This is a genomic window from Lutibaculum baratangense AMV1 (assembly GCF_000496075.1).
GTDB classification, from domain to species: Bacteria; Pseudomonadota; Alphaproteobacteria; order Rhizobiales; family Tepidamorphaceae; genus Lutibaculum; species Lutibaculum baratangense.
This window is the reverse complement of the sequence record NZ_AWXZ01000013.1, coordinates 170,143-188,527: the sequence shown is the minus strand read 5'-3', so window position 1 is coordinate 188,527 and position 18,385 is coordinate 170,143. Positions and strand designations below refer to the sequence as shown.

The following is an 18,385-nucleotide window of genomic DNA, read 5'->3' as shown; positions in this document are numbered from 1 at the left end:
CGTTGGGTTCAAGGTCGGCCGGAGCCGTCGATGCGGCACCCTGGACCACCGTGTGGAGGCGGGAGGCGGATAGCCTCCCGCTGGGTCACTCCCTCAGAGCTGGCAGGGGTTCTGCTCCGCGCTCGGGTAGATCGACTCGAGATCCTGGTCGGGAGCGGGCACGGCCTCGCCGAGGACGAGCATGTCCTGCTCGTCGGCCATTTCGCTCTCGGGCTTCACCGTGAACGGATAGGCCTCCTGGATGAGCTGGTGGTCCCAGCCGCGGAAGTAGGCCTCGCGAGCCTTCAGTATGTCAAACTTCGCGCCGCTCTCGAAATAGTCGATTATCTTCTCGCTGTCGGTCGACTGCGTCTCCTCCATCGCCTGGGCGAGCATCTTGAGCGAGATGTACTCGATCCAGGCATGGTTCTCCGGCAGCTTGCCGTACTTCGCCGTGAAGTCCTCGACGAACTTCTGCGAGCCCGGCACCTCGAGCGTGTGGTACCAGACGGTAGGCCAGGTGCCCGACAGGTTGCCGGGGCCGGCCGCCCAGGCGTCTGCCGTGTTCAGGTTGAAGCCCACGATCGGGAACGGCAGGCCGAACTCGGCGTATTGCTTCATCAGGTTCGTCACCTGGTTGCCGGCGAGGTTGGCGCAGACGACGTCGGGCTGCGCCTGCCGGATCTTCAGCAGGAACGGACTGAAATCCGTGACGTCGGTGGCGATCAGCTCGTCACCGATCAGCTCGCCCCCGTTCGCGTCGAAGAAAGCCTTCGCCGCGCGCAGGAGGTCGTGGCCGAACACGTAGTCGGCCGTCAGCGTGTAGAACTTCTTGCCGTCGACCATTTCGTCGCGCTTCAGCGCGCTGCCGACGGCGTTGACCATCACCGTGTTCGGGATGTCGCTGCAGAAGAGGTAGCGGTTGCAGCTCGAGCCGCGCAACGTGTCGGAGCGCGGCCCCGTGGCGATGAAGAGCTTCTTGTTGCGGGCGGCGACCTGCGAGATGGCGAGCGCCGTGGCCGAGCTGATCTCGCCGAGCAGCACCTGCGCCCCGTCGCGCTCGATCATACGCTGCGCCTTGGTGGCGCCGGTATCCGGGTTGATGGAGTCCTCCGAGGAGACGCGGATCTCGCGGCCCGTAACGCCGCCGGCCGCGTTGATCTCTTCTGCCGCCATCTGGATGCCGAGCACCGCATAGTCGCCGAGCGCACCGAGGAAGCCGGTCATCGGGGCGAGGTGCCCGATCTGGATGACATCCGACTGGGCGCGCAGGATTCCCGGAAAGCCGAATGCGGCCGTCGCGGCCAGGCCGGCGCCAGTCTTGAGGATGGTTCTACGGCTCGGCGGCCCCGCCTGCCGCAGAGGCGTGGTGACACTCTTGTTCATCATCTTCCTCCCTCGAGCAGCCATCGTTCTTTGTTCCCCGCGATCGAGCTGCCGACAGTCCCGGGGCTGTGCATGAAGAAGGTACTCCCCGCTGGCGATAAGCGGAAGTAAGGATTTGCGAGCATGGGCATAAGCTGGACATATACCCCGAGCTGCGCTTTCCTAACGGCATGATGGATATCCGCCAGCTCCGCTACTTCGTGCAGATCATCGAATGCGGCAGCCTCTCCAAGGCATCGCGACAGCTCCACGTTGCGCAGCCCGCTCTGAGCCAGCAACTTTCAAAGCTCGAGGATCTGGTCGGCAAGCCCCTGCTCCTCCGCTCGTCGAAGGGGGTGCGGCCGACCGAAAACGGGCTCGCCCTCTACCACCACGCGCGCTTCCTGCTGCGCCAGCTCGACCAGGCGGTCACGATCGCGCGCAGCCAGGCGGGCGAGGTTCAGGGCATGGTGACGGTCGGGCTGCCGGCGACGACCGTCGCCGCGATCGGCCTAACCCTCGTGCAGCGCATCCGCGAGCGCTACCCCAGCATCCTTCTGAACGTCGTGGAGGGCATGAGTGGCCATATCGGCCAGCTCATGCGGCTCGGACAGCTCGACCTCTCGGTGTTGTTCGGCGACGACGTGTCGCCCGACCTCAGCACCGAGCCGCTGCTGGTGGAGGAATTGTTCCTGATGGTGCCGGAGCACAGCCGCTTCGTTCGGAAGGGGCTGACCTCGATCACCATTGCCGAGGCTTCGGCCATTCCGCTGATCCTGCCGACGGGTTCGCACGGCCTCAGGCAGCGCATCGCGGCCGAGTTCGCCAGCCGCAGTCTGTCCACCAACGTGGTCGCGGAGATCGACAGCCTCGCCCTCTTGATGAACTGCGTCTACAACGAAATCGGGGCGACTATAAAGCCGATGGGCGCCGTCATGCAGGAAGGTGCGCGGGGGCGCTCGTGGCGATCGCTGTCGATCTCGGACGCCCATTTCCGGCGCCGCAACTTTCTCTACTCCCTTCCCCCCGACCGCCTGACGACGGCCGCGGCGGTGGTCGCGAGCGAGATCAAGGAAACAGCTCGGGAACTCGTGGAATCGAAGACGTGGCCGGGCTTTGAAGCGATCGTCACGTCCGCACGCGGGAGGGAAGCCGCACCGGCCTGATCAGGGGTGTGCTGAGCTGTCCCCGCCGATGAGCCCGGACAGTTCCTGCGCCGCGCTCCGCAGATGGTCGACCTTCTCCTCGAGCATCTCTATCGACAGGCGCCAGACCGGTGCCGAGATGCCGATCGCCGCGGCTACGCGGCCCGCGAAGTCGTGCACCGGAAGCGCGATGCAGCGCACGTCGCGGTCGAGTTCACCGTCGTCGTGGGCGATGCCCCGCTCGCGCACCCGGTCGATCTCCCGGCGGAGTTCGACCGGGTCGGTGATCGTGCTGGGCGTGAAGGCTGGCAGCGGCAGCGTGGCGAGGAGGCGGTCGAGATCGGCATCCGGCATGGCGGCGAGGAGTGTCTTCCCGATGGCGGTGGCATGCGCGGGGCGCGACGAGCCGGTGCGGTCCGACATCTGGAGAAGCCCCGTCGCGGCCATCCGGGCGACCACGACGATCTCGTGCCGCGACCTGATGGCGAGGTGCGAGGCCTCCCCGGTCGCCGTGCTCAGTCGCTCGAGCACGGGGCTTGCGAGCGACAGGAGCGTCGTCTCGTCGAGCGCCCCGGCGGCCAGGCCGAAGAGCCGGCTCCCGACCCGGTAGCGCTTGCTCTCCGGCACCTGGGCGACGAAGCCGAGCGCCACCAGCGTCTTCAGGAGGTGGAAGGCGGTGCTGGAATGGAGGCCCGTCTCCACGCTCAGCTGGGCGAGGCTCGCGCCGTCGCGGTGCCGGGCGACCACATCGAGAATCGACGCGGCCCGCTCGAGCGACTGTACGCCGCCCCGCTCGCGCGGAGCGCCCGCCTCCTTCGCCTTCGTCTGCGTCGCCGTGCGCGCCAAGCGTTCCATCCCTCGTTGCCGAGCGGGAGGCAGCCGGCCGCCACCTCCCTCGTCGGGCGATACTATTCGTCCTTCACCGGGGTCGTCACCACGATGAAGGTCAGGTCGCCGAGGCCGGTGTTCTGGATCATGTGCGGCACGCCCGGCGGCAGAAAGATGACGTCGTTCCTGCGCACCACGCGGCGCTCGTCGCCGATCTCCATCAGCCCTTCGCCCTCTAGCACGTGGTAGACCTGCTCCTGCACCTCGTGGGCGTGCCGGGCGACATAGGCCATCGGCTGGTAGGTCGAGATCCGGTAGTCGATCTGCCTCGAGCCTACCGTCTCCGGGTGCACCAGCGCCTTCGACAGGGCTCCGCCGAAATGGTCGGGGAACTGCTGCCAGGGCTCCTCGGCGATGTTCCGCACGCTCGCTTCGTATGTCTCGCTCATGATTGTCCTCGTTCGCGTTCGGATTGATCAGGGCTTCAGGCACCGGGGATCCAGGGACCGCCGAAGACGGGCTCCTTGGGCGGGATCGGCGGCAGTTCCCATGCGCCGGTTGCGGGCGGTCGGATGTTGGCGTCGACATGGACGTCGATCAGGGCCGGCCTGTTCGACGTCACTGCCTCTTCGAGCACGCTCGCGAAGTCCTGCGACCGCGTCACAGTCCAGGAGGCAACCCCGGCCGCCTTCGCCCACATCGCGAAGTCGGGGTTGTAGGGCTCGCGATTAGGCCCCTGATAAAAGCCCGTTCCGTACTCGCGGCCGTCGAAATAGGCGTATTGCAGGTCGCGGATCGCCCCCCATGCAAAGTTGTTCCAGACGACCCAGACGACGGGGATGTCGTACTCGACCGCCGTGCAGAGCACGTGCGGCACCATGGTGAAGCCGCCGTCGCCGCAGATCGACACGACCGGCCGCTCCGGAGCCGCGAGCTTCGCTCCGAGCGCTGAGCTCGGTCCGAAGCCCATGCCGGAATAGCCCCAGGTGTTGAGCATGGTCTGAGGCCTTCGCGCCTCCCAGAACTGCATGAACCAGTTGTGGTGGATGCCCGAGTCGAGGGTGATGATCGCGTCGTCCGGCAGGACCTTCCGGCAGTCGGCGACAATCCGCTCGGGCCGTATTGGCGTCTGGTGGGCCTCGAAGCCCGGACGGATGAAGTGCTCCCACTCCCTTCGCCAGCCGGCGATCTCGTGGCGCCAAGGCTGAAGCCTCGGCGCGTTGTCGATGCCGCGCCGTTCGAGCTCGTGCAGGACCTGCCGCATGAAGGCCTTCGCGTCTGCGAGGATCGCCATGTCCGGCGCGTAGTTGCGACCGAGCTCGGCGTGGTCGACGTCGACATGGACGAGCTTCGTCGCCGGGAAGTTCCAGGAATAGCCGGGCTTCCAAGAGGAGGCCGAGCGGTCGTCGAAGCGGGCGCCGATCGCGAGCACGAGATCGGCGTGGCGGCCTGCCTGGTTCGCGGCATAGGCGCCGTTGCGGCCGATGAACCCGAGCGACAGCTCGTCGCGCATGTCGATCGTGCCCATGCCGTTCGGTGAGGATATCACCGGAATGGACAGGCGGTGGGACAGGACCGTCAGCTCCTCGCCCGCCTCCGACAGCGTCACCCCGTGGCCGACGAAGAGCACCGGCCGCTCCGCCGCCAGCAACAAGTCGACGGTCTTCGACACGTCGTCCTCGCTCGCGCCGCTGCGACGGCTGAGATAGCCGTTCCAGGCGGGCTCCTCCTTCACCTCGGCCTCTTCCATGAAGAGATTGTAGGGAACGTCGAGATTCACGGGCCCCGGCCGTCCCGTCGTCATCGTGGTCGCGGCCTGCCGCATGGCGAGCGGCAGCATCTCGACCCGCGTCGGCTGGAAGGAACGCTTCACCACGGGCTTTATAACGTTGTTGAAGTCGGCCTGGTGGTGCTGGTTCAGCTCCTGGAACGGGCCCCGGTTGAACTGCGAGGTCGGCACGTTCGCGGTGATCGAGAAGACGGCCGACGAATCCGTCTGCGCCACGGCGAGGCCCATGATGAGGTTCGCCGAGCCCGGCCCCGTGGACGTCAGTGTGGCGGCCGGCGTGTGGCTCACGCGGAAGAAGCCGTCCGCCATGTGCGCCGCCGTCTGCTCGTGGCGCGGCGAGACGAGCTTTACCTCGTCGCGCACGTCGTAGAGCGAATCGAGGAGGCCGACATTGCCGTGGCCGCAGATCCCGAAGACATACGGGATCTTCTCCTTGACCAGGAACTCGGCGATCAGGTCGCCGCCCTTCTTCTTCACCATTGCCGTCGCGTCCCCTTCCCTCTCAGGCCTCGTCGATGCCGGCCGCGGTGCGCGCCGCGATCCAGCCGAATGTCATCCCCTGCCCCAGCTGCGCGCCCGCGCCCGGATACTCGCCGCCGAAGACCGAATGCATGTCGTTGCCGCAGACGAAGAGGCCGGGGATCGGCCGGCCCTCGCCGTCGAGCACGCGCGCCTGCGCGTCGGCCACGAGGCCGCGGCTCGTGCCGAGCGGCGTCGGCCAGACCGCCACCGCATAAAAAGGCGCCCGCTCGATCGGTCCCAGGCTCGGATTGGGTCGGTGGGCCGCATCTCCATTGCCGCGGTCGTAGATCGTCTCGCCGCGGTGGAAGTCCTCGTCCCTGCCCGTCGCGGCGAAGCCGTTGAAGCGTGCGATCGTCGTCTCGAGGTCAGCCGCCGGGACCCCGATCCGATCCGCGAGTTCGGCGATACTGCCGGCCTCCGTCAGGTAACCGCTCTCGACATGCTTCCTCAGCGAGGGCGTGCGCGGGCGGATCAGGCCGAGGCCGTATTTGCGGATGAACTCACGGTCGCAGACGAGCCAGGCCGGAACGGCGTTCGCCCGGTACATGCCGCGCACGAACTCGTGGTAGGAGACGGCCTCGTTCACGAAGCGCCGACCGCTCGCATCTACGGCGACTAGCCCCGGCTTCGGCCGATCAAGGACAATGTGCGGATAGACGGCCGTCGTGCCGTCAGGCCGCTTGGCGATCGAGCTCGGGAACCAGAGCGCGTTGTCGAGACCGGAAGAGCCGAGAGCGGCTCCTGCCTCGAGCGCCAGCGCCATCGTGGAGCCGTCGGCGCCAGGCGAGGCCGGCGTGTGCTCGGCAACCGGCGCAGGCAGTTCGCGCACTCGCCACCCGGCGTTGGCCGGAAAGCCTCCGCCCGCCATAACGACACCGCGTGCGACACGGAAGGCAAGGCGCCTGCCATGGGCACGGGCGGCGACGCCCACGACCCACCCCTTCTCCAGCACGAGCCGCTCCGTCGCCACGTTCACGCGGATCTCGACCCCCGCGTTGAGGCACGTCTTGAGGAGACGGGCGACCAAGGCGTTGCCGAGCACGAGGCGCGTGCCGCGGCCATAGCGCAGACGATCACGCAGATAGCGCGCGACGAGACGCGCGACGAGCATCGCCGCGCGCGGCGATCGGTCGGCCTGGAGGAGCTCCGCGGCCTCGGCGCGCGTCACCATCATCCCGCCGAACAGCATGAGCTCGGGCAGCGGTCGGCCGAGCCGGGAGAAGTCCTTGCCGAGCAGGCGCCCGTCGAATGCCAGCGGCTCGAGCGCCCGCCCGCCAGGCGCCGCGCCGGGACAGTCCTGCCGATAGTCTGCGGCGGTCATGAAGGGGCGGAAGCCGAGGCCGGCCCGAGTCTCGAGGTCACGCAGCATGCGCGGCCCGGCCTCCAGGAAGGCCCGCCACATTTCCGGTGCGCCGCGATCGGCCAGGAGCGCATCCAGATAGGCTTCGGCGGCGGCCCCGTCTCCGTCGAGGCCACGCGCGCGCGCATAGTGGTTGTCCGGGATCCAGACCGTGCCGGACGACCGGGCGCTCGTGCCGCCGATCACGTCGAGATGCTCGAGAACGACGACGCGGAGCCCGGCGAGCGCCGCGGTCAAGGCGGCCGTGAGGCCGGACACGCCGCTGCCGAGGACGACGAGATCCGCCTCGACCGTGTCCCCTTCCGACTGCATCGCGCTGGCGCCCCCTCTTCGCCGGCGGTCGACCGGCAGGCGGCGGCTCTCCGTCGGCCGCCTTCACGGCCCACAGAGAAACGCGGAAATTTCCGCAATGTCAAACGGCTTCCGACAATGCCGCAAGATGCGGCGGGCAGGACCCGCTCGGGACGCCGTAGCTACTGCGACAGCGAGTCGTGGATCATGCGGCGTATCGCTTCCTTCTCCTCATCCGAGGTGGCGGCGTCGAGGCGGATGTCATGGGCGATCTGCGCCGGCCGCTTCAGGACGACGATACGGTCGCCGATGTCGAAGGCCTCGTTGATCGAGTGCGTGATGAAGACGGCCGTCTTGCCGTTCTCCCGCACGAGCCTCGCGAACTCCATGCGCAGGCGCTTCGAGGTGATCTCGTCGAGCGCCGAGAACGGCTCGTCGCACAGGAGCAGCTCGGCGTTCGTCGCGAAGGCGCGGGCGATGGAGACGCGCTGCCGCATGCCGCCCGAGAGCGCGTGCGGGTAATCGTCCTCGTGGCCGGCGAGCCCCAGCTTGTGCAGCCAGTAGATCGCCCGCTCCCGGCGCTCCTCCTTCGTCGTCTCGAGCATCTCGAGCCCGAGCTCGACGTTCTTGACCGCGGTTCGCCACGGCAGGAGCCTGTCGTTCTGGAAGACGATGGCGATCTTGCCGCGGAACCAGTCGAACTCCTTGAACGGGTCGTGGCCCATGAGGGTGACCCTGCCCGAGGTCGGCGCGGAGAGGCCCGCGATCATGTTGAACATCGTCGACTTGCCGCAGCCGGTCTTGCCGAGAAGCGCGACCATCTGGCCCTTGTCGATCTCGAGATCGAGCTCGTCGACCGCGACGAAGGGCGCGGCGGGATTGCCGAAGTGCTTCGACACGTTCTCGAAGCGGATTTCGGCTTCCTCGGCGATCTCGGGCGCGGTCATGGCGTCAGCCTTCTTCACGGGAGCGATCACAGGTTCCTCTCCGAGACGGCACGGTAGCGGAAGGCGGCGGTTTCGATGAGCGTGAGGATCCACTGGAACAGGAGCACGAAGAAGACGAGCTGGAGCGTCCAGGCGAGAGCGCCCGTCATGTCGAAGAGCTGCTGCTGCTGCAGGAGCTGGTAACCGACGCCGCCCGACGAGCCGACGAGTTCCGCGACCACGACGACGCGGCTCGCATTGCCGAGATTGACCTTCCAGGCCGTCAGGATCTCGGGCAGCACGGAGGGCAGCACCATGACCTTGTAGAACTTCATGCGCTTCGGCCGGAAGCTCATCACCATCTCCAGGAGATCCTTCGACATCCCCCTCAGCGCCCCGACGACCTGGAAGGTGAAGGCCGGGAGGGTGGTGACGATCATGATGAAGAGGATGCGGAACTCGGTGCCGTGGAACCAGATGATCGCGAAGACGACCCAGGACAAAGCAGGGATGCCCTGGAAGAAGATCAGGATCGGCGACAGGAACCGGTCGATCATCTTGGACTGAACGATCATGAATCCAAGCACGGCGCCGATGACGAACGCGCCGGCGAGGCCTCCGAGGATGCGCATTGCCGTCGCGAGCACGTTCGAGAACGCCGACCAGCTCGTGAAGATCTCGAGAACCCGCCAGAACACGTCGACGAGAGAGGGGAAGAGGTAGCCCGGAAAGAACTGCGATGCCACCTGCCAAGCCGCGGCGATCACCACGAAGGGCATGACCGCCCGGAGCACTCTCCGGGCGACCAGCGATCCCGGGCTCGGGAACGGGACGAGGCTCGGGTCCTGAACGCTCATTGCGCCGGCCCGCCCTCGTAGATCGTCGCGTCGGTCGGCATCTCCGGCAGGAAGTCGACTGCCATGCCCGCCTCGTAGACCTTCCCGATCTCCTCGCGGACGTCGGCCGCCCACTGCACGTTCATGCCGAGCCGGTCGTTGTTGCGGATGAGGTCGGCATAGTTCTTCCGCACGTCGTCGGTGGCGTTGGCGCCGGCGATCACGGCCGCCGCCTCGTCGGGATTCTCCGCCACCCACTTCGCGGCGTCCGAATAGGCGTCGTAGAGCTTCTCGACGAGCGCGCCGTTCTGCTCGATCCAGGAGCGGTGCGCGGCGACGCCGAGATAGGGAATGTTCTCGGTGCCCGCGAACTCCTGCCAGGCGCCCTTGATGTTCAGGTCGAGGGTGCGGATGTCGGGGTTCTGCGAGGCGAGCGATGTGTAGGCCGGCTCCCAGAGCTGGACTGCCGCCGCACGGTCCGCCATCGCGTAGCCCACGAGGCCCGGGGGAGCGGTGTTGATGACCTCGACGCCCGAGAGGTCGACCCCCTGCTGGTTCGCGAGCCAGTTGAACATCTTGTAGTTCGTCGTGCCGGTGGCGGCCGCGAGGTTCTTGCCCTGAAGGTCGGCGAGCGACTGCACGTCGTCGCGCGAGGTGACGACGGCGCCCCAGAAGTCGAACAGGTTGAAGAGATAGGTCGCCTCGACGCCACGCGCCTCGGCGAGACCGACCGTCAGGAGCGCGGCGCTGCCACCGACCTGGAACTCGCCGGAGTTGAACTGGGCGGCGTAGGCGTCCGGCGTGCGCTCGGCGAACTCGATGTCGAGGCCATGGGCATGGTCGAACTCCTGCGCCTTGATCACGGGCGGCAGGAAGGCGCCGAGCGAGGGCGGGCCGAAGACGACGACGGAGAGCTTCTCGAGGCTCTCCTGCGCCTGTGCGGCCGATGCGGCCATCAGGCTCGCAGCAGCCAGCAGCGCGCCTTTCCAGAATACGGTGCGTGTCATGCCGTTCGTCCTCCCAGATGGTTTCTGTTCCTTCCGGGACGCCCTGCAGCCACGCATTTGCGCGAGGTGAGGGCGGCCGGTGGCCGTCCAGGAGCCAGAGACCTGCCGTGTCCCGGGGCTCCGAATTGACACAAGACGGTATTGAGGCTCCTGACGCATGTCAACGGGATTTCTATGTCAATCGTGGTTCAATAGGCCGCTCGAATGGGACAATCTTCTATTGACACCCGGCCCCGCCTCCTGCCTCCTGCAGCTTCCGCATACCCAGTCTCCTCTTCGCCCTCGCGACGGAGTGCCCGCGACGTGGACCTGCCTCGATCCAGGAATTGTCACATAACTTCCGCAAGGGCCGCCCGAGCGGCTTCCGGCTGGAGGGCCTGCCGATGATCCTGGCCCTCGTCGTCGGCCTTCTGCTAGCCGGCTCGATCATCAAGGGCGTGATCGGCCTCGGCATGCCGATGATCGCGATCCCCGTGCTCACCCTGTTCATCGGCCTGCCCCAGGCGGTGGCCATCGTCGCGCTTCCGGTGGCCGCGGCGAACGGATGGCAGTGCTGGCAGTTCCGGAAGAGCGGACGCACCCTGCCCTTCCTCTCGCCGTTCCTGATCACCGGCAGCCTCGGGCTGCTGGCCGGCACCGTGTTCCTCGCGACCGCCCCCTCCACGCTTCTCGAGATCGGGCTCGCGAGCGTCGTGATGATCTACCTCGTGCTGCGCGCGATGCACCCGGACTTCATCATGTCGCGCGGCACCGGCCGGCGCCTCGCACCCGCGATCGGGCTCGGCTCGGGTCTCCTGCACGGGGCGACGGGCATCTCGGCCCCGATCGGCATCACCTATTTCCACTCCATGAAGCTCGAACGGCCCGAGTTCATCTTCGCGACAGGGGCGATGTTCCTGCTCTACGCCTCCATGCAGGTGCCGCTGCTCGGCTGGGCGGGCTTCCTCAGCGGCACGAACCTGATCTACGGCCTGTTCGCGATCCCCACCTCCGCCGTCGGCCTCTACATCGGCAACAGGATAGGGAGGCACATGAACCCGGTCCTGTTCGACCGGCTGGTTCTCCTCGTACTCTGCCTGACGGCGGGGCTCCTGATGTGGCGGGGGCTCTCGGACATCGTAACGTAAAGACAGCGGAGGCAGACGTGGCCGAAGACGACAGCGCCTTCTGGCGTTTCTCGCTGCGCTTCTACGATGCGCCGGAGGTGCAGGCGGACTGCCTGACGGTGCAGGACCGCGACGGCGCGGACGTGAACGTCGTGCTCTACCTCCTGCACCGCGCCTCGAACGGGGACTGCCTCTCCCGGGAGGGGATCGCGACGATCGACAGCGAGGTCGCGGCCTGGCGCGAGGAGGTCGTGCGACCGCTGCGGGCGATCCGGCGACGGCTCAAGCCCCGCCCCTACCCGCTCGATCCGGAGCGCCAGGAGAGCTTCAGGAACGAGATCAAGCGTGTGGAGCTGAGGTCCGAGAAGATGCAGCAGCTCTTCCTCGAGACCCTCGCGCCGCCGACCGACCGCCGCGCCGGCGTCGCGGAGGCGGCGAAGCGCAATCTCCGCGCCTATGCGTCACTGATCGGCGCCGACGGAGAGGCCCCGGAATACCGGCGCCTCTCCGCGCGGCTGATGGAGATCGCGCGGCCTGACTGACCCGGCTTCAGCTCGTGCCGCCCTGTTCCTCGGCGCGTTCCTCCGCCCGCTTGCGGGGCCCGAGCCAGAGGTAAAGGAGGAAGGCCGTCACGGCGAGGCTGACCGCGCTCACCGGCCGGGTCAGGAAAACCGTGACGTCCATGTGGCTGACGGTCAGCGCGTTCCTCAGATTCTGCTCGAGGATCGGCCCCAGCACGATGCCGAGCACCGCCGGCGCGGTCGGAAAGCCGAAACGGATCAGGAGGTAGCCGAGGATGCCGAAGATCAGGACGAGGCGCAGGTCGAAGGCGTTGTTGGCGATCGAGAACGCGCCCGCCGCCGCCATCAGGCAGATCGTCGGCACCATGATGCCGGGCGGGATCGTCAGCATCTTCGCGGCGAGCCGCCGGCCGGACAGGCCGAGCACGACCATGAAAATATTCGACATGAACAGAAGCAGGAGGATCGAGACGAAGAGCGATCCGTTCTGCGCGATCAGGAATGGGCCGGTGTGCACCCCCTGGATCATCAGCGCGCCGATCAGGATCGCGGTGACCGGATCGCCCGGGATCCCGAGCGTCAGGAGCGGCACGAGCGCGCCGCCGGTGACGGCGTTGTTCGACACCTCGCAGGCGATGACGCCCTTCACCTCGCCCTTGCCGAACCGGTCGCCCGGCTTCGCCGTGCGCAGCGCGTCGGAATAGCTGACCCAGGAGGCGATGGCGGGACCGGTGCCGGGCAGGACGCCGATCATGCTGCCGATCACCGCCGACTTGAAGGCGAGCCACTTGTTGCGCCCGAGATCGCGCAGGATCTCCCAGGTCGGCACGACCCGCTGGGTCGGCAGGATGGCCGCATCCTCGATGCCGGTCTTCGACAGGAGCAGCATCTGGGCGATCGCGAAGAGCCCGATGAGGGCGCTGATCTGCGAGATGCCGCCCATCAGGTTCGGCTCCCCGAAGATGAAGCGGCCGACGCCGCTGACGGGATCGAGGCCGACGGTCGAGACGAGGACGCCGATCAGCGCCGCGGCCAGCCCCTTGATCATCGAGCCCTGCGAGATGCCGGCGACGCAGACGAGGCCGATCAGCGCGAAGGAGAAATACTCGACAGAGGTGAAGCTCAAGGCCACCCTGGCGAGCATCGGCGCGATCGTCGCGAGAAGGGCGAGCGAGAACAGACCACCCACGAAGGAGCAGATGATCGCGGTCTGCAGCGCCCGGTCGCCGTCGCCGGCCCGCGCCATCGCGAAGCCGTCGAGCGCGGTCGCGGCGGCGCTGGGCGTGCCCGGCGTGTTGATCAGGATCGCCGGAATCGAGCCCGAGAAATAGCCCGAGCAGTAGATGCCGAGGAGCAGCGCCATCGACGAGGTGGGGCCCATCGCATAGGTGACGGGCAGGAAGAGCGCGATCGCGGAGGGCGCCGTCAGGCCGGGCGCAGCTCCGAAGATCATGCCGATGACGGCGCCGACGAAGACGAAGAAGATCGCCCAGGGATTCGCGACCAGGGCGAGCGCGTCCACGAAGTCGGCCGAGCTGATCAGTTCCATGACGGGAGCACCACGCCGAAGCCGTCCGTGAAGCCGAAGTAGAGGACGGCGGTGAGGATGACGGGATAGGCGGCGAGCAGCCTGATGCTGCGGATGCCGAAGGCCAGCATCGTGACGAGGGCGAAGACCCAGGCGCCGACGCGGAAGTCGATCGACTGGAACCACCAGTAGTAGACGACGAGGAGGCCCGCCACGATCGCGAAGCGCCGGTCGACAAGGCTCGGCAGGCGCCCCTCGCCCTTCATCACGCCGCGCACGAAGAGCACGAGGCCGCAGATGGCGATGCCCGCGGCGCAGATCAGCGGAAAGAAGTTCGGCTTGAGCGTCGCCCCTGCCGCCCCGGTGCCCATGTCGAGCGACAGCCACGTCACGGCCGCCGCCAGCACCAGGAGGGCGAGGCCCGGCACAGTCTCGTCGTTCATCTTGCCCATCAGGCAGTCTCCCCCGGTTCGGCGCCGCAGGCGGCAGGCGGAGGAAGCGGCGCCGGGCGCCGCCTCCCCGCTCGCGTCACTTCTTCAAGAGGTCGAGCTTCTCGAGGACCGGCCGCATGCTCTGGGCCTCCTCCTCGATCTGCGCCCGCATCTCGTCGGGACCCTGATACGCGGGGTTGAAGTAGAACTCCTCGAGCCGCGCCTTGAACTCCTCGCTCTCGACCAGCGTCTCGACGGCCGAAGCGAGCTTCTGCACCGCCTCGTCGGGCGTGCCCGCCGGCGCGACCATGCCGAACCACTGCGAGCGCAGGTAGTCGTAACCCTGCTCCTTGAAGGTCGGCACATCAGGCATGTACGGCCAGCGCTCCTCGGCGGCGAGGCCGAGCACGCGGATGTCGCTGTTGCCGCTCTCGTCGAAGAGCGCGGGGAAGTTCGAGCCGCCACCCGTCAGGAAGTCGACCTCGCCGGACAGGAGCTTCACGAGCCCTTCCTGGTTCGAGTTCGAGTTCACGAAGGTCGCGTCGACTCCGGCTTCCGCGAGGAACACCGCCGCGGCGAGATGCGGCCCCGAAGCGACGCCGGAACCGGAATAGGTGAGCTGCTCGGTCTTCGCCGCCTCGACGAGGTCGTTCAGCGTCTGGTACTCGCTGTCCGCCCGCACGGCGATGCCCGAGGGGATCTCGACGATGCGCGCGATCATCTCGAAGCTCGACGCGTCGTAACCCGTGTCGGACATCATCGGCCGCGCCGCGAGGGTGGAGTCGGAGCCGATGGCGATCGTATAGCCGTCCGGACGCGCGCGGGTGAGGTTCGCAAGTCCGACGGCGCCGCCGGCGCCCGGCTGGTTCACGATGATCACCTGCTTGCCGAGCTCCTGCTCGAGCACCGGCGCCATCAGCCGCGCCACCTGGTCGGTCGCGCCGCCCTGGCCGAATGGCACGATCATCTGGATCGGCTTCGTCGGATAGTCCTGCGCCGTGGCGACGCCGGGCGCGGCGAGCGCGACGGCGAGCGCGGCCGCGCCGAAGGTGAGAGCCTGTCGTCTCGTGGTCATGTGACGTTCCTCCACTGGGTTCTGCTTGTTCTTCGTACGCCGCCCTGCCAGGCGGCCTCTCCGTCGCCGCCCCGGCACGCTCGCCGGCCGCGGCTGGCGGCTCACTCCGGTTCGCCCGTCTCCGGGTTGAACCGGGATTCGGGCTTCAGTCCCGGCTGCTGCTGGCCGAGGCTGATCCGTCCGTTCTCGAGATAGTCGCCGGCGGCCGCGCGGGCGGCGGAGGCGTCCCAATAGGGGTGCCAGGCGCCGAGCGAGTAGCCGTGCCAGGGCGACTGCGGCACGAGACGGGGCAGGCCCATCTCCTCCCAGATGCCCTTCGCGCGCTCCATGTACTCCTGCGTCGGGAGTGCCAGTGGCGGCATGGGCGACTTCATCGTGGCGTCGACGAGCAGCGTCGAATCCTCCTCGCCCTTGTGCTCGCGCTTCGGCCCGTGGCCCTGCCCGCGGTGCGGCAGGGTCTGCATGTCCTTGATCGGGTTCGTCCGGTAGGCCATCGCCCAGAGGATCGCGTCCGGGCTGTCGACGTCGATGTCGTCGTTGACCGCGATGCAGATCTTGCCGCAGTCGCCCTTGAAGAAGGCTGCGCCGTAGAGGGCGCGCCAGATCTCCGTCGGCGGCGTCCCGTCGGCGACCGTCACCACCGTCACGCGCAGGAGGCCGGTCAGCGGCTCGTGCAGCGAGACCTTCTTCACGCCCTTGATCGACATCGTGTCGCGCAGGTGGCGCAGGAACAGCGGCTCGTAGGCGACGCGCTTGATGACGCTCGATTCCGACGGAGCGACCTGGCTGATATAGGAGGGGACGACTGCGTCGCGCCGGCGCGTCACCGCCGTCACGCGCATCGGCATGTTGTACTCCTCGAGGGCGACGTGGCCGTGGCTCTCGCCGAACGGCCCCTCGGGCTCGACCTTCGTCGTGTCGATATAGCCCTCGATGACGATCTCGGCTTCGGCCGGCACCATCAGGTCGACCGTCTTCGCCTTCACGACGTTGATCGGCGCGCCGGCGAGCCCGCCCGCGACGTCGAACTCGTCGAGGTCGAGCGGCAGCTTCTGCGGCCCCATGAAGGCGACGTAGGGCGGGCAGCCGAGCACGATCGCCACCGGCATCTCGCCGTCGCCGCGTGCCTGGTGCTTGAGGTAGTGCTGGTAGCCGCCGGCGCCGCCGACGCGGGTCGCCATGCGCACCGCGAGGCGATCGGGCGCCTTCAGCGCGCAGCGATAGGTGCCCATGTTCTGGATGCCCGACTCGGGATCCTTCGTGATGACGTTCGTCGCGGACAGCGTGGGCGCGCTGTCGAAGCCCGGCGTCGAGACGGGGATCGGCAGGATGTCGATGCCGTGGCCTTCGCGGGACAGGATCTCGCCGGTCTCGACGATCTCGTGGCAGGGCGCCGCCTCGACCTCGCGCGGCGGGATCGGGTGGGCGATCGCCTGGTCCCACTTCGCCTGGATCTCGGAGACGTCGCAGCCCATGCCGGTCGCGTAGATCGCCTTGTTCGCGGCGAGGCCGCCGACGATGACGGGGATGTCGTACTTGCGGCCCTTGCCGTCGCGGATGTTCGTGAAGAGGAAGGCCTTCCGCTCCTCCTCCTTCAGGCCGCCGACGAACTGCCAGCGCACCAGCGGGTGCATCTCCGCGTCCTTGTCGATCTCGCGGTCGACGCGCACGAGGAGGTCGCGGCGCTCGAGCTCGGCGATGTGATCGTGCAGGTCGCGGTAGGTGGTGGTGGCGCGGTCGTTCATGCCATTCTCTCCTGGTTCGGCCGGGCGGTCTCAGAGGTCGCCCGGCTCCTCCCCGTTCTTCTCGTTCTGGCCCGTTCCCTGCCAGCGGCGCACGACGCCCGCGTCGATGCCGAGGAGGTCGAGCGCGCGGCCGCAGAGATGGTCGACGATCTCCATCACGCTCTGCGGCTTGTAGTAGAGGCCGATCACGGCCGGCATCACGATGGCGCCGTTGCGGGTCGCCTGGTCCATCGCCGCGATGTGGCCCGCGTGCAGGGGCGTCTCGCGGAACAGGAGGACGAGGCGCCGCCGCTCCTTCAGGCACACGTCGGCGGTGCGCGCGATCAGGTCGTTGCTCATGCAGGTGGCGACCGAGCTCAGCGTGCGGACGGAGCAGGGCGCGACGATCATGCCCTCGCTCCTGAACGAGCCCGACGCCACGCTCGCGCCGATGTCGCGGAAGGAGTGCGTCACGTCGGCGAGCGCCCGGACCTGGTCGAGCGAATAATCCGTCTCGATGCCGAGGGTGCGGACGGCCGCCGGCGACATCACGAGATGCGTCTCGACGCCGTCGATCGGGCGTAGAAGCTCGAGCAGCCTGACGCCGAGGATCGTGCCCGAGGCGCCCGTGATGCCGACGATGACGCGCTTCGGCTCAGCCATCGATCCTCTCGCAGAAGCCCATGAGCTGCGCCGCGAACGCGTCCGCCGCCTCGACGGAGGAGAGATGGGCGCCCTTGAGAATCAGGAGCTCGGCGCCCTCGTTCAGCGCCTTCATCTCCTCGGCGCGCGCGGCCGGAGTCGACTGGTCCCGGTCGCCCGTCATGACGAGCACCGGGCCATCGTAGCCCGACAGCTCCTCCGTCGTGTCGGCCTCCGCGAGCACGCCGCACGCGGCGGCATAGCCCTCGGCGGGCGTCGAAGCGATCATCGCGCGGACCGCCTCCGCGGCCTCCGGATGCCGCGCGCGGAACTCCTCCGTGAGCCAGCGCTCGAGCGTCGGCTGCACGAGCGGCTCGAAGCCCTGCTCCCGCGCAGCGGCGGCGCGATCGTGCCACATCTGCGCCGGCGGGAAGTTCACCGCCGTGTTCGCGAGCACGAGCCCCGCGACCCGCTCCGGCGCATGGCCGGCGATCCACATCGCCGTCAGTCCCCCGAGCGACAGGCCGCAGATGACGGCGCGCTCGATGCCGGCCGCGTCCATCACTGCCAGCGCGTCGCGGCCGAGATCGGCGATCGTGCTCGTGCCCTCGACGACGTCCGAGCGGCCGTGGCCCCGCGCGTCGAGCCGCAACGTGCGTCGATCGCCGAGCCGCGCGACGACGCCGTCCCACATCGACAGGTCGGCCGCCAGCGAGTTCAGGAAGACGACGGGGACGCCGGCCCCCTCGCCCGACGTGACGAACCGGATGCGGCCGCCGGCCGGGGTCTTTACGAAACGGTCCTGCGCCGCTGCCACGCCGTCCATGTCAGGCCCCCGCCGTCTCGGTCTTCTCGGCGAAGTGCTTCCGCAGGGCCGTGAAGAACTGCTTGATGAGGTGCTTCGACACGCTGCCGAGGATGCGCTGGCCGACGCCGGCCACCAGCCCGCCGACCTCGCCCTCTCCGGCATATTGCAGCGTCGTCGTCGCCTCGTCCTTCGGCACGAGGGTGAACTGCGCCTCGCCCGTGCCGGTGCCGAGCGAGCCCGCGCCCGACACGGTGATGCGGCAGGTCGTCGGCGGCTCCTTGTCCTTCAGGGCGATCTCGCCCTCGAACGAGCCGCCGACGGCGGCGACCTTGAGCTGCATCTCCACCTTGTAGTGGTCGGGGTCGAGTTCGGTCATCGACCTGCAACCGGGGATGCACTTCGTCAGCACCTCCGGATCGTTCAGCGCGTCCCAGAGCTCAGCCTGCGTGGCGGCGATCTCTTCCTCGCCCCTGATGTCGAGCTTCATCTCTGCTCTCCTTCC

Annotated in this window: 18 protein-coding genes; 3 read left to right on the top strand and 15 right to left on the bottom strand. The window is 68.1% G+C overall.

What is annotated here, in order from left to right:
* Nucleotides 1-93 precede the first annotated feature (93 nt).
* Nucleotides 94-1,365 (bottom strand): ABC transporter substrate-binding protein, encoded by a 1,272-nt coding sequence (locus tag N177_RS03255; RefSeq protein ID WP_023430801.1) that lies wholly within the window; start codon nucleotides 1,363-1,365, stop codon nucleotides 94-96.
* Between the two features lie 173 nt (nucleotides 1,366-1,538).
* On the opposite strand from N177_RS03255, the gene N177_RS03250 reads away from it, so the two are divergent.
* The gene (locus tag N177_RS03250) at nucleotides 1,539-2,510 is read left to right on the top strand and encodes a LysR substrate-binding domain-containing protein (RefSeq protein WP_040485088.1); all 972 of its coding nucleotides are present in this window, start codon (nucleotides 1,539-1,541) and stop codon (nucleotides 2,508-2,510) included.
* Here the strand turns inward: N177_RS03250 and N177_RS03245 are convergent, their stop codons facing one another.
* From N177_RS03245 to N177_RS03215, 7 genes are all read right to left on the bottom strand, one after another.
* Nucleotides 2,511-3,335 (bottom strand): IclR family transcriptional regulator, encoded by an 825-nt coding sequence (locus N177_RS03245; protein WP_023430799.1) that lies wholly within the window; start codon nucleotides 3,333-3,335, stop codon nucleotides 2,511-2,513.
* 62 nt (nucleotides 3,336-3,397) lie between these two features.
* Nucleotides 3,398-3,766 carry a cupin domain-containing protein gene (locus N177_RS03240; protein WP_023430798.1) on the bottom strand — a complete coding sequence of 123 codons (369 nt, stop codon included), beginning with the start codon at nucleotides 3,764-3,766 and terminating at the stop codon, nucleotides 3,398-3,400.
* A 35-nt stretch (nucleotides 3,767-3,801) separates the two neighbouring features.
* Complete coding sequence (locus tag N177_RS03235; RefSeq protein ID WP_023430797.1) at nucleotides 3,802-5,586, bottom strand: thiamine pyrophosphate-binding protein; 1,785 nt, start codon at nucleotides 5,584-5,586, stop codon at nucleotides 3,802-3,804.
* A 22-nt stretch (nucleotides 5,587-5,608) separates the two neighbouring features.
* Nucleotides 5,609-7,300 carry an FAD-dependent oxidoreductase gene (locus N177_RS03230; protein ID WP_023430796.1) on the bottom strand — a complete coding sequence of 564 codons (1,692 nt, stop codon included), beginning with the start codon at nucleotides 7,298-7,300 and terminating at the stop codon, nucleotides 5,609-5,611.
* Between the two features lie 161 nt (nucleotides 7,301-7,461).
* On the bottom strand, nucleotides 7,462-8,226 hold the full coding sequence (locus N177_RS03225; RefSeq protein WP_040485086.1) for an ABC transporter ATP-binding protein: 765 nt from the start codon (nucleotides 8,224-8,226) through the stop codon (nucleotides 7,462-7,464).
* 26 nt (nucleotides 8,227-8,252) lie between these two features.
* Nucleotides 8,253-9,062, bottom strand: coding sequence for an ABC transporter permease (locus N177_RS03220; protein ID WP_023430794.1), 810 nt, complete (start codon nucleotides 9,060-9,062; stop codon nucleotides 8,253-8,255).
* Nucleotides 9,059-10,048 (bottom strand): ABC transporter substrate-binding protein, encoded by a 990-nt coding sequence (locus tag N177_RS03215; protein ID WP_023430793.1) that lies wholly within the window; start codon nucleotides 10,046-10,048, stop codon nucleotides 9,059-9,061. The genes N177_RS03220 and N177_RS03215 overlap by 4 nt, the downstream gene beginning before the upstream one ends.
* A gap of 326 nt (nucleotides 10,049-10,374) precedes the next feature.
* On the opposite strand from N177_RS03215, the gene N177_RS03210 reads away from it, so the two are divergent.
* Complete coding sequence (locus N177_RS03210) at nucleotides 10,375-11,175, top strand: sulfite exporter TauE/SafE family protein (protein ID WP_040485035.1); 801 nt, start codon at nucleotides 10,375-10,377, stop codon at nucleotides 11,173-11,175.
* Between the two features lie 17 nt (nucleotides 11,176-11,192).
* The gene (locus N177_RS03205; RefSeq protein WP_023430791.1) at nucleotides 11,193-11,696 is read left to right on the top strand and encodes a TIGR02444 family protein; all 504 of its coding nucleotides are present in this window, start codon (nucleotides 11,193-11,195) and stop codon (nucleotides 11,694-11,696) included.
* 7 nt (nucleotides 11,697-11,703) lie between these two features.
* On the opposite strand, the gene N177_RS03200 is transcribed toward N177_RS03205, so the two are convergent.
* From N177_RS03200 to N177_RS03170, 7 genes are all read right to left on the bottom strand, one after another.
* Entirely contained in the window at nucleotides 11,704-13,224 is a 1,521-nt protein-coding gene (locus N177_RS03200; protein ID WP_023430790.1) for a tripartite tricarboxylate transporter permease, read from the bottom strand.
* Nucleotides 13,215-13,655: a tripartite tricarboxylate transporter TctB family protein gene (locus N177_RS20430; RefSeq protein WP_023430789.1), complete on the bottom strand. Its 441-nt coding sequence runs from the start codon at nucleotides 13,653-13,655 to the stop codon at nucleotides 13,215-13,217. The genes N177_RS03200 and N177_RS20430 overlap by 10 nt, the downstream gene beginning before the upstream one ends.
* A gap of 76 nt (nucleotides 13,656-13,731) precedes the next feature.
* Nucleotides 13,732-14,709 carry a tripartite tricarboxylate transporter substrate binding protein gene (locus tag N177_RS03190; protein ID WP_023430788.1) on the bottom strand — a complete coding sequence of 326 codons (978 nt, stop codon included), beginning with the start codon at nucleotides 14,707-14,709 and terminating at the stop codon, nucleotides 13,732-13,734.
* Between the two features lie 101 nt (nucleotides 14,710-14,810).
* Complete coding sequence (locus N177_RS03185; protein ID WP_023430787.1) at nucleotides 14,811-16,454, bottom strand: UbiD family decarboxylase; 1,644 nt, start codon at nucleotides 16,452-16,454, stop codon at nucleotides 14,811-14,813.
* A 30-nt stretch (nucleotides 16,455-16,484) separates the two neighbouring features.
* Nucleotides 16,485-17,096 carry a UbiX family flavin prenyltransferase gene (locus N177_RS03180; RefSeq protein ID WP_023430786.1) on the bottom strand — a complete coding sequence of 204 codons (612 nt, stop codon included), beginning with the start codon at nucleotides 17,094-17,096 and terminating at the stop codon, nucleotides 16,485-16,487.
* Nucleotides 17,089-17,901 (bottom strand): alpha/beta fold hydrolase, encoded by an 813-nt coding sequence (locus N177_RS03175; RefSeq protein WP_023430785.1) that lies wholly within the window; start codon nucleotides 17,899-17,901, stop codon nucleotides 17,089-17,091. The genes N177_RS03180 and N177_RS03175 overlap by 8 nt, the downstream gene beginning before the upstream one ends.
* 1 nt (nucleotide 17,902) lies before the next feature.
* A complete protein-coding gene (locus N177_RS03170) occupies nucleotides 17,903-18,370 on the bottom strand; it encodes an SRPBCC family protein (protein ID WP_023430784.1) in 468 nt (155 codons plus the stop codon).
* Nucleotides 18,371-18,385 lie beyond the last annotated feature (15 nt).